The sequence below is a fragment of the Kribbella sp. CA-294648 genome (assembly GCF_050943845.1).
Lineage (GTDB): Bacteria > Actinomycetota > Actinomycetes > Propionibacteriales > Kribbellaceae > Kribbella.
Window position 1 is genome coordinate 7,319,591 of record NZ_CP191981.1, and the last position, 12,750, is coordinate 7,332,340.

A 12,750-nucleotide genomic window follows, 5' to 3' on the forward strand; every position below is an offset into this window, starting at 1 on the left:
GAACCATAATCCGGGAGCCGATGTTCCCGCTCGTCGACCAAGGGTCACCGGCGAGTCGGCACCGGGATCCGAGCCAGGTCGGCGGCGACCACGATCTCGCCGTCGAACTCGGCGGCGGCTTCCTGGTAGAAGAGCGTGGGATCGGTGTAGCGCTGGGAGAAGTGGGTGAGCACCAGCTTGCGCACCCCGCACTCCTGAGCGACCCGAGCCGCCTGGCGTGCGGTCAGGTGGCCGAAGTTCCTGGCCAGCTGCGCTTCCGAGGACAGGAAGGTCGACTCGATCACCAGCAGATCGGCCTGGTCCGCGAGCCGGAAGACGCCCTCGCAGAGCCGGGTGTCCATCACGAACGCGAACCGTTGTCCCGGCCGCGGCTCGCTGACCTGCTCGATGCTGACCCTGCGCCCGTCGACGACCAGCGACCCGGCCTGTTGCAACCGACCGACGGCCGGCCCGCTCACGCCGTACCGGGTCAGCAGTTCAGGGAGCATCCGCCGGCCGTCCGGCTCGATCAGTTGGTAGCCGAAGGACTCAACGGGGTGCTCAAGCCGTCGCGCCCAGAGTTGACCGAACGACCCGACCGAGAGCAGCCCGTCCTCCTCGACGGGCTCCTCCCGCAGTTCGGCCCGCTCGAAGAACGAGGCGGCGTACCGGAGTCTGGTGAAGTACTCCTGACCCGATGCCGGATAGTGCGCGTGCACCGGATGCTGCACCTTGTCGAGGGAGAGCCGCTGGATCACGCCCGGTACGCCGAGGCAGTGGTCGCCGTGGAAGTGCGTGACGCAGAGCCGGGTGATCGCGGTCGCCGGGACACCGGCGTACAGCATCTGCCGTTGGGTGCCTTCGCCCGGATCGAAGAGGAAGCCTTCGGAGTCCCAGCGCAGGAAGTAGCCGTTCTGGTTCCGCTCGCGCGACGCCACCTGACTACTGGTGCCCAGCACAACCAGTTCTCGCACCGGCTCAGGCTAGTGCAGCTGCCAACGTGCTGGACGAGATGTTGCCGCCGCAAGACACGATCGCGACCCGCTGCCCGGCCAGCTCCGTACTACGGAGTCGCGCCGCCGCGATCGCCATCGCGGCCGAGCCTTCGATCAGTTGGTGCTCGGTGTCGATGACCATCCGCAGGGCGTCCTTGATCGCCTCTTCCGGGACGAGCACCCAGTCGTCGACCAGCTCGCGGCACAGCTCGAACGTGATGCTGCCGGGCTCGACGCTGCCCGCCGTACCGTCCGCCAAGGTGTCCTGCCCGTCGGCCTGGACGATCTCCCCCGCCTCGATCGACGCGGCCATCGCCGCGTCCACGACCGGCGAAGCGCCGTACACCTTCACGTCCGGAAGATGCCGCTTGAGCACCGCGGCGACTCCGCTGACCAGGCCACCGCCGCCGACCGCGATCACCACGGCGTCGAGCTTCTCACCGGCCAGCTGCTCGAGGATCTCCACGCCCACGGTGCCCTGCCCGGCGATGATGTCCGGGTCGTTGTACGGCGAGACGTAGGTCAGCCCGTGCTCGGCGGCGTACGCCCGCGCCACCGGTTCCAGTACGCCGGAATCGTTGCCCTCGGCACGGAGCTCCAGCCCGAACCGGCGCAGCGCGGCGACCTTGCTGGGCGAGGCGTTCTCCGGCAGGTAGACGATGCCGCGGCCGCCGAGCGTGGCGAGCGCGTTGCCGACGCCGAGCGCGTGGTTGCCGGTCGAGGCCGTCACCACTCCGCGCTCGCGCTGCTCGTCGGTCAGCGTCAGAATCTTCGCCATCGCTCCCCGCGCCTTGAACGAGCCGGTGCGCTGGAGATGCTCACACTTCACCAGCACCTCCGCGCCCAACTCGTCGCTGAAGGCTCCGAATCGCTGCAGTGGCGTAGGCGGCAGATGCGGCCGCAACCGCAGCGCAACCTGCTCCGACCTGGCGGCGATCTGGGCGGGCGACAGTTCCTCGGTGAGCTCTTGCGTCATGCCGGCCAGGCTATCCGGCGATCGCGAGGGCTCTCGAACCGTTTGCGCGCCGGTCTCCTGCTGAAGCCGGCGTCCTTGGATGCGCTGGCACTCTGTGGGCCCGAAACTGTCGGTGGGGTCGGCGACGATGGGGTGATGACTGATCAGCTGCGACTCGGACTGGTGTTTCCCCCGTCGATGCCGCCGGAGTCGATCAGGGCTGCGGCGGTCTCGGCCGAGACTGCCGGACTGGACGACTTCTGGGTGTCGGAGGACTGTTTCAAGGAGAGCGCCGTCGCCAGCGCGGTGGCCGCTTTGGCTGCGACCGAGCGGGTGCGGGTCGGCATCGCGTTGTTGCCGGTGCCGTTGAGATCCGTCGCCCAGGCGGCCATGGAGCTCGCGACCATCGATCGGCTCTTCCCCGGCCGGTTCGTGGGCGGTATCGGTCACGGCGTACAGCTGTGGATGGAGCAGGCCGGGGTTCGCGCGGAGGCGCCGCTCACGTTGCTGCGGGAGTATGCGACGGCGCTGCGGCGGTTGCTCGACGGTGAGGAGGTGACCGTGTCCGGACAGTACGTGCGCTTGGAGGAGGTCAGACTGACCTATCCCCCGTCGCAGTCGCCGCCACTGCTGATCGGCGCTGCCGGGCCGAAATCCCTCAGCGCGGCGGGTGAGCTCGGCACCGGCACGATGCTCGCGCTCGGGCTGGACGTTGCCACGGTGAAGGAGTCGACCACGGCCACGCTCGCCAAGGCCGAGTCCGGGCATGAGGTGTACGCGACCCTGATTGTCGCCACCGGGCCGGATGCGCGCGCCCGCGTCGATGCGGAGCTGGGCACCTACGGCATGCCGGGCGGGCCGGAGGTCGGTGCTGCCGGTGATGCTCGTGCCATCGCCGACCGGATGCTGGACCTGGCGGGCGCCGGGGTGACGGGCATTTCTGTCCAGCCCTGCAGCGACGAGGCTGATCTCGACGCGTTTGCGCGGTTCCTCGGCTCGGAGGTGAAACCGCTGCTGGCGGGCTGATCGTTATAGCCTGGTTCGCTGTGGCGACTCATCCGCTGTGGACCGGCTACCGGCATCGAACCGTGGACTCCGACGGCTGGATGACGTTCTGGCGACTGGATCCTCGGGAGCAACCGTTCGAAGTCCACGACTGGCTGGGCCGGCCCGAGCGGCCGGGACACCGGCTGTGGTCACGCGCCGCCACACCGGCCGGCGTACGGGCGACGTGGCGTACGTCGGCGTCGTCGGTGACCCTGGAACTGCGGGCATCGCTGGACATCTACCAGGAGATCGCCCCCGTCGACTTCCTCGTGAACGGCAAACTCCACCAACGCCACCCCGTTCAAGCCGGCGAGCAACGCATCACAGTCGAACTGCCGGTCGAGTCGGTTGTGGTGGAGATCTGGTTGCCTCATGGGGGTGCGATCGGTGTGCGGGAGGTGGTGTTCGACGGGGAGGCTGAGGCGTTGCCGCCGGTCGGGCCGCGGTGGATCACCTACGGGAGTTCGATCACGCAGTGCACGGGTTCCGCCGGGCCGTCCGAGACCTGGCCGGCGCTGGTCGCGCGGCAGCACGGGTGGGATCTGGTCGCGCTCGGTTTCGCCGGTGAGTGCCACCTCGACCCGATCGCGGCCCGGACCATCCGCGACACCCCGGCCCGATTGATCTCACTCTGCCTCGGCATCAACATCTACGGCGGCGAGACCTTCGGCGGCCGCACCCTGCCCGGCCAGGTCGAGGCGTTTCTGTCGACCGTGCGCGACGGCCACCCGCACACCCCGATCGTCGTCGTCACCCCGCTGACCGCCCCGAACCTCGAAGGCAAACCGAACGCCCTCGGCCTCACCCTCGACGACATCCGCGCCTGCGTCGAACTCGGTGCCCGCACCCGCCGCGACCCCGACCTGCAACTGATCGACGGCCGCACCATCCTCACCACCGAAGAAGCCCAGACCCTGTACGCCGACGACGTCCACCCCAACCCCGACGGCTACCGCCTCATCGCCACCCGCCTGGCGCCCCTCCTCACTCTCCCGCTCTGAACACCACGCGCATCGCCGGACCGCCGCCACTCACAAAGCTCGTCCGCCAATGGCCCCAGCCGCTCAGCACGACCGCAAGGTGACCGCCCGGCGGGGGTTGGTGAGTGGGGGCGGTCCAGGCACTCTCACCCTTCTGCTCTGAGGGACAGCGTCAGGCGGGCTCCGCCCTCGGGTGAATCGGCGATCTTCAGCGACCCGTCATGCCGTTCGGCGATTTCGTGGGCGATCGCGAGTCCGAGGCCGACCCCTCCGGCGTCCCGGCTTCTCGCTTCGTCCAGCCTGATGAACCGCTCGAACACCTGCTCCCGCGCCGGTACCGGAATCCCCGCTCCGTCGACCCTGCGCGATCCTCAGCTGATCCTGCTCGGTGACCACTTCCATCCGATCCTGGTCGTGCTGGCACCCTTCTACCGCCTGTCCCCGCACGCCGAGACGCTGCTGGTCGCGCAGGCATTGTTGCTCGCGGCATCGATCTTTCCGATCACGCGGCTAGCTTGTGCGGTCATGGGGACGCGAGCAGGGCTGGTGCTCGGGAGTTGCTACGGGTTGTCCTGGGGGCTGCTGAACGCGATCACCTTCGACTTCCACGAGATCGCGTTCGCCGTGCCGCTGGTGGCTTTCGCGTTGGTCGAGTGGTTGTCCGGGCGCCCGGGGCGAGCTGTCGCCATCGCCTCGGTACTGGTGCTCGTCAAGGAGGATCTCGGCTTGACCCTGGCCGCGCTGGGCGTACTGATCGCGTTGCGTCCGGAGACCCGGCGGCTCGGATTGCTCACTGCCGCGGGCGGCACGATCGCCTCGCTGACGGCGGTGTTCGTGGTCATCCCGGCATTCAGTGCCTATGGCAACTATGGCTACCTGAGTGAGGGGGGTCTCAAAGCACCGGATCCCGCACTGGCCGGACAGCTCTTCGATCCGGGCAAGCTGCATCTGGTCCTGCTGTTGCTGCTGCCAACGCTCTTCCTGGCCCTGCGGTCACCGCTGATCCTGCTGCTCCTGCCTACGCTCACGTGGCGGCTCGGCAGTACCTACAACCTGTACTGGATCCCGACGTTCCACTACGACGCAGTACTGATGCCTGTGCTCTTCTGTGCCCTGGTGCACTCCTTGGCGCTACTCCGGCCGCGCATGGCGGGGCGCGCGGGGCTCTGGACGCGGCGAGCGATCACGGGCGCACTGGCAGCCACCTGTCTGGCTCTCTTCGTCCAGTCCTCAGCAGCAGACGGGCCGGGTCATCGCCGGCCGTTCACTGCCTCCGCGGATCGTCTGGCAGCACTGATCCCGGACAACGCCACGGTCAGCACGACAGACACCATCGCCCCACACCTGACGTCCCGTACCGACGTCTACCTGCTGAAAGCCCGCCACCAGACCGAGTGGACGCTGACACCGGTCACGGACCCCGACCACACCGCCTGGGTCCGCGCCGGTGACGTGATCGCCCAAGCCGACGGACTGGTTCTCCTGCACCATCAGGATGCAAGCCAGCGTTAGAGCTCGCTGAGTGCTTGCATTGCTTCGCGTTCGATGCGTGCGAGGTCGTGGAGGATTGATGCGGCCTGGGTGAGGTGCTTCGCGTCGCTGGATTCGCCTGCTTTCGCGACGAGTGCGGCTACCTCTGTCCAAAGGGTGGCCGCCTCGGCGTACAGGGTGTGGCCCGTGCGGAGGTGGGTGTTGTCGAGGTGTTGGGCGCACTCGGCGAGGAAGTCCCGGTAGAGGTTGCGGAACAGGGCGCCGCCGGTGCCGGCCTTCTCCATCAGGAGGGCTGCTCGGGGCAGGTCCTCCGCCGGGTTGTCGGTGCGCTCCAGCCACTTGGGCACCTGCTTGGCGGTCTTGTCGATGCCCCGGTGACCCAGGTTCGCGATGGGTGGGTTGAGGAAGGCGTGGGCGCAGGTCTTGATGGCTGGGATGATCCGGTCTCGTAGTGACGGCAGGCTGCTGGGTGCCGTGATGGTGAAGGAACGGTGCTTGGCGGTCATCGGGCCCCGCTCGGCCCTTGCCTTGGCCAGGCTGGCGAGGCTCGTCGAGACCTTTCCGCCCTGCTGCTCGGTGTCCACCAGGTAGGCATTCTCTTCGTCATAGCCGTACATGGCCACGACGTGACCGCCGAAGTGCACCTTGGTGCTGAAGTAGTCGAGGTGATAGCTGTCGAGCTGCAGCCCAACCGGTCGCCCGGCGTCCAGCGGTGCCACCACGTTCTGCCAAGCCTTGCGCGCGGAGGATGTCTCCTCGACCTGCAACTCGAGCCCGAGCACGTCGGCAAGATTCCTGGTCAACTCAAACGGCTTGACCCGCCCACCCAGAAACGGAAACCCCATCGCCTTGCTGTCCCAGTAAACAAAGGACACCCCAGCCCCAAGCCCAAACACCATCGGCTCAGACAGCTCAACCCCAACATGTCGCAACAACACCCCAAGCGCCGTCGTCTCACAATGCTGCATCCCCAACCCTCGCACCCCTGCCACCACACCCACACCACTCACCCCTCCCACCACCGACGCCCGTACCGCGCAACACTCTCCGGCCTCCCCCAACCGGAGACGCAAGCACACGCACCTCGGCGCCGCTGGCCCTGCAACTGTCCGTGCCGCCCGCCGGGTAGCGGCGGGCGGCGCGGGTCAGTTTTCTTTGGTGAGGCTGGTGCCGAGGGCTTGCCAGTCGAGGACGGGGGCGGCGAGGTCGCGGATGGTGGCCAGCAGGCCGAGGCGGGCGGCGCGGACCTCGGGGTCTTCGGCCATCACCAGGATCTCCTCGAAGAAGTTGGTGATCGGCTCCACCAGCACCTCGGTCGCGCTGACGAACTCACCGAGCGCCGTCGGCGCAGTACCGACCTTCTGCACCGCCTCGTGCAGCACCAGCTCGGCCGGCTCGGTCAGCTTGCTCGGGTCGTACTCCGCAACAACATCCGCCGGCACGATCCGCCGCGCCCGCTGCAGTACTGCGACCAGCTCCGCAAACCCATCACTCGCCACCTGACGCTGCAACTCGGCCAGCGTCTCGTCGGCAGTCGCGGGCGCCTCGGCCAACGGCAACACGGCCGCGACCTGCAAGTGGTCGTCACCGCGATCGATCAACTGCTGCTCATAGCGCCGGATCGTGAACTCGGCAACCTCGGCCAGCGATGCCTCGGACACCTCGATGCCCTGGGCACCGATCTGCTCAGCAGCCGCGGCAAGGCCGGTCGACAACGTGATGGCCCGCAGTTCCGGGTGCTCACGCAGGATCGCGACCACACCAGCGGCCGCACGCCGCAACGCGAACGGATCAGAGCTACCGGTCGGCTTGGCACCGATCGCGAACAGCCCGGCCAGCAGATCGAACCGGTCGGCCAGCGCCAGCAGCGCACCCGGCGTTGTCGACGGCAGCGGGTCGCCCGCCGACCGTGGCAGCTCCATGTCGAACAATGCTTGAGCAACGGCCTCGGTCTCGCCACTGCGCCGCGCGTACTCACGCGCCATCGTGCCGGCCAGGCTGGTCAGCTCGACCACCATCTGCGAGCCGAGGTCGAACTTGGCCAGCTCCGCCGCCCGGTTCAGCGCGGTCAGGTCGTCGCCCTGCAGCTCGACGGTCGCCGCCAGCGACTTGGCCACCGCGCCGATCCGTCCGGCCCGCTGCGCCATCGAGCCCAGCCGCTCCTCGAAGGCGAGCTTGTCCAGCCCCTGCTTCATCGCCTCCGGCGTGCTCTGCAGGTCAGCGCGCCAGAAGAACGCGGCGTCCTCGTAGCGGGCCCGCAGTACACCCTCGTTGCCGTTGCGCACGGTGGCCTCGTCGACCGAACCGTTGGCGACGGCAACAAAGTGCGGGAGCAGCTTGCCGTCGGCCGCGCGGACCGGCAGGTAGCGCTGGTGCTTGCGCATCACCGTGGTCAGGATCTCGGCCGGCAGGTCCAGGTAGTCGGCGGAGAAGTTGCCGAGGATCGCGGTCGGCTCCTCGACCAGGTTGACGATCTGATCGATCAGCGCGGACTCGCCGTCGACGTCGATGCTGCCGTCGACCTCTGCCGCAAGCGCCTGCGCCGCCTCGACGATGGTCGCGCGCCGCTTGGCCGGGTCGGCCTCGATGCCGTGGATCCGGAGCAGGTCGAGGTACCCCTCGGCGGCCGCGATCTCGACGATCGGCTGCGCAGCCGTCCGGTGCACGCGAGTGGTGCGGCCGGCCGCGAGCGTCGACACCGAGACCGGTACGACCTGGTCACCGAGCAGCGCGACCAGCCAGCGAACCGGCCGGGTGAAGGACAGCTTGGAGTCGTTCCAGCGCATGTTCTTGTCCGAGCGCAGCCCGGTGACGATCTCGGCCAGGACGCCGCTCAGCACCTCGGCGGCACCGCGACCCGGGTCGGGCTTGGTCACCGCGACGTACTCGACACCGTCCACCTCGAGGTCGTGCAGCTCGCTCGGGTCGACCTTCTGACCGCGCGCGAAGCCGGCGGCCGCCTTCGTGATGTTGCCCTCGGCATCGAAAGCCGCCGACTTGCGCGGGCCGCGGGAGACCTTCTCGGCATCCGGCTCACTCGCCTGGACGGCCGCCACGAACGCGACCACCCGGCGCGGTGTCGCGTACGTCGTGACCTCGCCATGGCCGAGCCGTGTCGCCGCGAGCTTCTCGGTCAGCGCGGCCTTGACCGCAGCAGCCGTCTTGGTCACCTCCGACGGCGGCATCTCCTCGGTACCGATCTCGAACAGCAGTTGCCGGGTACCGCTCATCGTCGGGAACTCGGTCGGCGCCGGCGCCGCGGCAGGCAGCTCGGCGACCCCGAGCGGGTGCTCGAGCTCGGTCCGCCGCTCGGCCCACAGCTGGGCGACCTCGCGGGCCAGGGTGCGCATCCGGCCGAACGCCTTCGCGCGTTCCGTCGTACTGACCGCACCACGGGCGTCGAGCACGTTGAAGGTGTGCGAGCAGCGCAGGACGTAGACGTGCGCGGGGACCGGCAACCGCGCGTCGAGCATCCGGCGGGCCTCGGCGGCGTACTCCTCGAAGAGCCGCTTCTGGCTCTCCACATCGGCGTCGTCGAGGTAGTACCGGCTCATCTCGTACTCCGCCTGGCCGAACGCCTCGCCGTACGAGATCCCCGGCGCGTAGGCGATGTCCTTGAAGTGCGAGACGCCCTGCAGCGCCATCATGATCCGCTCGATGCCGTAGGTGATCTCCACCGACACCGGGTCGAGCGTCATCCCGCCGGCCTGCTGGAAGTAGGTGAACTGGGTGATCTCCAGGCCGTCCAGCCAGACCTCCCAGCCCAGCCCCCACGAACCGGTCGCCGGGTTGGCCCAGTTGTCCTCGACGAAGCGGACATCGTGCGCGTCGATGTCGATCCCCAGCGCCTGGAGGCTGGACAGGAACAGCTCCTGCGGGTTGCCCGGGTCCGGCTTGAGCACCACCTGGAACTGGGTGTGCGTCTGCAGCCGGTTCGGGTTCTCGCCGTAGCGGGCGTCGTCGGGGCGCACCGAGGGCTCGACATACGCGACGCGCCACGGCTCGGGACCGAGCACCCGCAGGATGGTGGCCGGGTTCAGCGTGCCGGCTCCCACCTCGGTGTTGAACGGCTGCACCACCATGCAGCCGCGATCGGTCCAGTACTTCGTCAGCGCGAGCAGCGCGTCCTGCATGGTGAGCACGAACAACTTCCTCAGGTTCGGTCGAAATTCGGGGACGAGGGCCGCAGTCTATGAGACCGCGACGGGAGTCACACCACGGATTGCCAGCGTGACCAACCGGTGGGCGCGCGCGGTGTCACCTTCCGTGGTCGCGGAGATGGCATTCACCAGCCCGAGCAGGTCCCCGATCGTCGTCTCGGAGTCGGCCGCGCGGTGCTGCTGAGCGCGGTCGAGGAGCTGCTGCCCGGCCTTGGTGATCCGGGCGTGGACGTCGGATCCGCGCTCTGCGCTCATGGCCAGGGCGGAGCCGAGACCGCGGTTCTTGGTGGCGTGCGCGACGACGGCGTACAGCCAGGTTCGGAGCGCTTCGCCGGGGTCGGTGGCCTCCAGCAACTCGTCGGATTTCGCGCAGACAGTGTTGATGCTGCTCTCGAACACGGCCTCGAGCATCGCCGCGCGACCGCCGAAGTGCCGGTGCAGAGTGGCCGAGCCGACCCCCGCACGCCGCGCGATCTCCTCCATCGAGGCGTCGGCACCCTGCTCGGAGACCACCTCAGCGGCCACTTCGAGCAGTCGCTCGAAGTTCCGCCGCGCATCGGCTCGCATCCAGACTCCAGATTGCTAAATGGGGTGGTCCCCCATATTGTACGGATCCTTAACTGGGGTGGCACCCCACTTAGCTTGTGGAGGTCCTGGATGAAGATTGGCCTGGCAGTTGGCGACATCCGCGGCACGGCATCACTCGACGGGGTCGTCGAGCAGGTGCGGGAGGCGGCGGACGGTTTCGCGACGGCGTGGATCTCGCAGGCGCTCGGGGTCGACGCACTGACCGCCTTGGCCGTCGCGGGACGCGAAGTCGGCGGAATCGAGCTCGGTACTGCGGTAGTGCCCGTCGCCCAGCGTCACCCACTGATGCTGGCCGGCCAGGCCTTGACCGTCCAGGCAGCCACCGGCAACCGCTTAACCCTCGGAATCGGCACCGGCATCGCAGCCATGGTCGGCGGCATGTACGGCCTCCCCACCGACCGTCCGCTCCTCCGAATGCGCGAATACCTCCAAGTACTACGCCCACTTCTGGAAGGCGAGCCCGTCGATTTCACCGGCGAAACCCTCACCGCGAGGGGCAGCATCCAACTGCCACCCCAGCAACAACACCCACCACAGGTACTACTGGCGGCGTTGGGTCCAGGGATGTTGCGGGTGGCGGGCGAACTGGCGGATGGGGTGGTGACCTGGATGACCGGGCCGCGAACCTTGGCCGAGCACATCGTGCCGTCGGTCACCGCCGCGGCCACCGCTTCTGGACGGCCGGTCCCTCGGGTGGTGGCTGGGCTGGCTGTTTGCGTCACCGATGACGCGGCCGAGGTGCGGGCGCGATTCGGTGCACAGTTCGCGATGGCCGGGCAGGTCTCGGAGTACCGGGCGATGCTCGAACGCGAAGGCGTCGACTCTCCCGCCGACCTCCTGATCGCCGGCTCGGAGGCGGAGGTCGCCGCGGCGATCAAACGGCTCGGCTCCACCGGCGTGACAGACCTGATGCTCGCCCCCTTCGGAACTCCCACCGAGCAGAGCCACACGACGACTACCCTGGCCGCATGACGACACCTCTCCTCGCAGCCGTCGTTCTCTAGTTCGCTGCCCTCAAGCGACAGAGAAACCCTTCAAAGGCCCACAACTCCTCCCGCTCCGATCCTGCCCGAGGGGGCGCTCGAGGGCATGTTCGGCGGGGAGCGCGACCCGCAGTCGGTCGCGGACGAGCGGTTTCTGGTTCGCGCACGAACTGGGCGAGAGCGTCAGCTGGCAGCCGGACATCGCCGCCTTGCGAGACAGCCCGTCCACATCGTGGTCGATATCGGCGTGGACTCGACTGGCCAGCTCTGCGGGCGCACCTCGACCGCGCTGGCCACCGGACTGGGCATCACCCCGACCCGCTTCCCCGGCGATCACACTGGCTTCGCCGAGGATGCCAAGGGTTTCGAGCCGGTACTGCGCGCAGTACTGGCCGAGTGCTGAGGGCGCCCGGAAGCGACCACAGGGTGAACTGTCGCGAGGCGGCCTACTGACCAGTGGGCGGACGGGGCAGACTAGGAGCGGTCGGGGTGGCTGTAGCGGCCTCCCTGGCCGGGACTGGCCAGACCGGGTCGAGGCGGCACTGCGTGTCCACTTGACCTCAACACTGGTTGAAGTTTGAAGGTAGACCTCGGAGGATTGGTTGGCCTGCGCCGGAATGGGCACAGGCGCCAGATCGTCCGGATCTCGCAGAACACGGCCCTTCGGGGCCCTGACGAAGGAGCAGAGTTGACTACGTCGTACACGCTTCCGGACCTCGGCTACGACTACGGCGCGCTGGCGCCGCACATCGCCGGCGAGATCATGGAGCTGCACCACTCCAAGCACCACCAGACCTATGTGAACGGCCTGAACGACACCCTGGAGAAGCTGGCCGCGGCCCGCGAGAAGGGTGACTTCGGCTCGATCGTCGGGCTGGAGAAGACGCTCGCCTTCAACCTCGGCGGCCACGTCAACCACTCCATCTTCTGGAAGAACCTCTCCCCGGACGGCGGCGACAAGCCCGACGGCGAACTGGCCGCCGCGCTGGACGAGTCGTTCGGCTCGTTCGACGCCTTCCAGGCCCACTTCACTGCAGCCGCAACCACCATCCAGGGCTCCGGCTGGGCCATCCTCGGCTGGGACGCACTCCAGGGCCAGCTCCTGATCCACCAGCTCTACGACCAGCAGGGCAACCTGCCGGCCGGCCAGATCCCGATCGTCATGCTGGACATGTGGGAGCACGCCTTCTACCTCCAGTACAAGAACGTCAAGCCGGACTACGTCAAGGCCTGGTGGAACGTCGTCAACTGGGCCGACGCCCAAGCCCGCTTCGACGCGGCTCGCGCCAACGCCGGCGGCCTGATCACCGTCGCCTGACACACCTCTGGCCCGAAGAATCCCCGGTTTGCCGCCGGGGTTCTTCGGGCCGTCTTGGTCCGGGCTCGTGACGCTACGCGTCGCCTCGCTATCAGTTGATGCGACCGCGGTCGCCCGGACATGGCTGCGGGGCACGTGCAGGAGGCCAGTGGTCGGCATGGCGGTGTGAGCGCAGCGGCTGATCGAACTTCGGGCAGTCCAACCTGGTTGAAGGCTCGCCTTGCCCGTGTCGCATCGTCTGACTGCGACGTGAC

At 68.3% G+C, this 12,750-nt stretch carries 12 protein-coding genes; 6 read left to right on the forward strand and 6 right to left on the reverse strand.

The window, feature by feature from the left end:
• Positions 1 to 44: 44 nt before the first annotated feature.
• Positions 45 to 953 (reverse strand): ribonuclease Z, encoded by a 909-nt coding sequence (locus tag ACQPYM_RS34765; RefSeq protein ID WP_433009191.1) that lies wholly within the window; start codon positions 951 to 953, stop codon positions 45 to 47.
• 4 nt (positions 954 to 957) lie between these two features.
• On the reverse strand, positions 958 to 1,950 hold the full coding sequence (locus tag ACQPYM_RS34770; protein WP_433009194.1) for a threonine/serine dehydratase: 993 nt from the start codon (positions 1,948 to 1,950) through the stop codon (positions 958 to 960).
• Between the two features lie 135 nt (positions 1,951 to 2,085).
• On the opposite strand from ACQPYM_RS34770, the gene ACQPYM_RS34775 reads away from it, so the two are divergent.
• Both ACQPYM_RS34775 and ACQPYM_RS34780 read left to right on the forward strand, forming a co-directional pair.
• A complete protein-coding gene (locus tag ACQPYM_RS34775) occupies positions 2,086 to 2,955 on the forward strand; it encodes an LLM class flavin-dependent oxidoreductase (RefSeq protein WP_433009197.1) in 870 nt (289 codons plus the stop codon).
• Between the two features lie 20 nt (positions 2,956 to 2,975).
• A complete protein-coding gene (locus ACQPYM_RS34780; RefSeq protein WP_433009200.1) occupies positions 2,976 to 3,977 on the forward strand; it encodes a GDSL-type esterase/lipase family protein in 1,002 nt (333 codons plus the stop codon).
• A gap of 125 nt (positions 3,978 to 4,102) precedes the next feature.
• On the opposite strand, the gene ACQPYM_RS34785 is transcribed toward ACQPYM_RS34780, so the two are convergent.
• Positions 4,103 to 4,276, reverse strand: a complete 174-nt coding sequence (locus tag ACQPYM_RS34785) for an ATP-binding protein (RefSeq protein WP_433009202.1) — start codon at positions 4,274 to 4,276, stop codon at positions 4,103 to 4,105.
• On the opposite strand from ACQPYM_RS34785, the gene ACQPYM_RS34790 reads away from it, so the two are divergent.
• Positions 4,260 to 5,468 carry a DUF2079 domain-containing protein gene (locus tag ACQPYM_RS34790; protein WP_433009205.1) on the forward strand — a complete coding sequence of 403 codons (1,209 nt, stop codon included), beginning with the start codon at positions 4,260 to 4,262 and terminating at the stop codon, positions 5,466 to 5,468. The genes ACQPYM_RS34785 and ACQPYM_RS34790 overlap by 17 nt on opposite strands.
• On the opposite strand, the gene ACQPYM_RS34795 is transcribed toward ACQPYM_RS34790, so the two are convergent.
• The 3 genes from ACQPYM_RS34795 to ACQPYM_RS34805 all read right to left on the reverse strand — a co-directional run bounded on the left by ACQPYM_RS34795 (position 5,465) and on the right by ACQPYM_RS34805 (position 10,174).
• A complete protein-coding gene (locus ACQPYM_RS34795) occupies positions 5,465 to 6,469 on the reverse strand; it encodes a BtrH N-terminal domain-containing protein (RefSeq protein ID WP_433023450.1) in 1,005 nt (334 codons plus the stop codon). The genes ACQPYM_RS34790 and ACQPYM_RS34795 overlap by 4 nt on opposite strands.
• A gap of 123 nt (positions 6,470 to 6,592) precedes the next feature.
• A complete protein-coding gene (locus ACQPYM_RS34800) occupies positions 6,593 to 9,580 on the reverse strand; it encodes a glycine--tRNA ligase (RefSeq protein ID WP_433023452.1) in 2,988 nt (995 codons plus the stop codon).
• A gap of 57 nt (positions 9,581 to 9,637) precedes the next feature.
• Positions 9,638 to 10,174 carry a TetR/AcrR family transcriptional regulator gene (locus tag ACQPYM_RS34805; protein ID WP_433009208.1) on the reverse strand — a complete coding sequence of 179 codons (537 nt, stop codon included), beginning with the start codon at positions 10,172 to 10,174 and terminating at the stop codon, positions 9,638 to 9,640.
• A 90-nt stretch (positions 10,175 to 10,264) separates the two neighbouring features.
• Between ACQPYM_RS34805 and ACQPYM_RS34810 the strand changes: the two genes are divergently transcribed.
• The 3 genes from ACQPYM_RS34810 to ACQPYM_RS34820 all read left to right on the forward strand — a co-directional run bounded on the left by ACQPYM_RS34810 (position 10,265) and on the right by ACQPYM_RS34820 (position 12,496).
• Positions 10,265 to 11,167, forward strand: coding sequence for a TIGR03564 family F420-dependent LLM class oxidoreductase (locus tag ACQPYM_RS34810; RefSeq protein WP_433009211.1), 903 nt, complete (start codon positions 10,265 to 10,267; stop codon positions 11,165 to 11,167).
• Between the two features lie 117 nt (positions 11,168 to 11,284).
• Positions 11,285 to 11,581 carry a hypothetical protein gene (locus tag ACQPYM_RS34815; protein ID WP_433009214.1) on the forward strand — a complete coding sequence of 99 codons (297 nt, stop codon included), beginning with the start codon at positions 11,285 to 11,287 and terminating at the stop codon, positions 11,579 to 11,581.
• Positions 11,582 to 11,866: 285 nt separating this feature from the next.
• Positions 11,867 to 12,496, forward strand: coding sequence for a superoxide dismutase (locus tag ACQPYM_RS34820; RefSeq protein WP_020390045.1), 630 nt, complete (start codon positions 11,867 to 11,869; stop codon positions 12,494 to 12,496).
• The last annotated feature ends 254 nt before the right edge of the window (positions 12,497 to 12,750 follow it).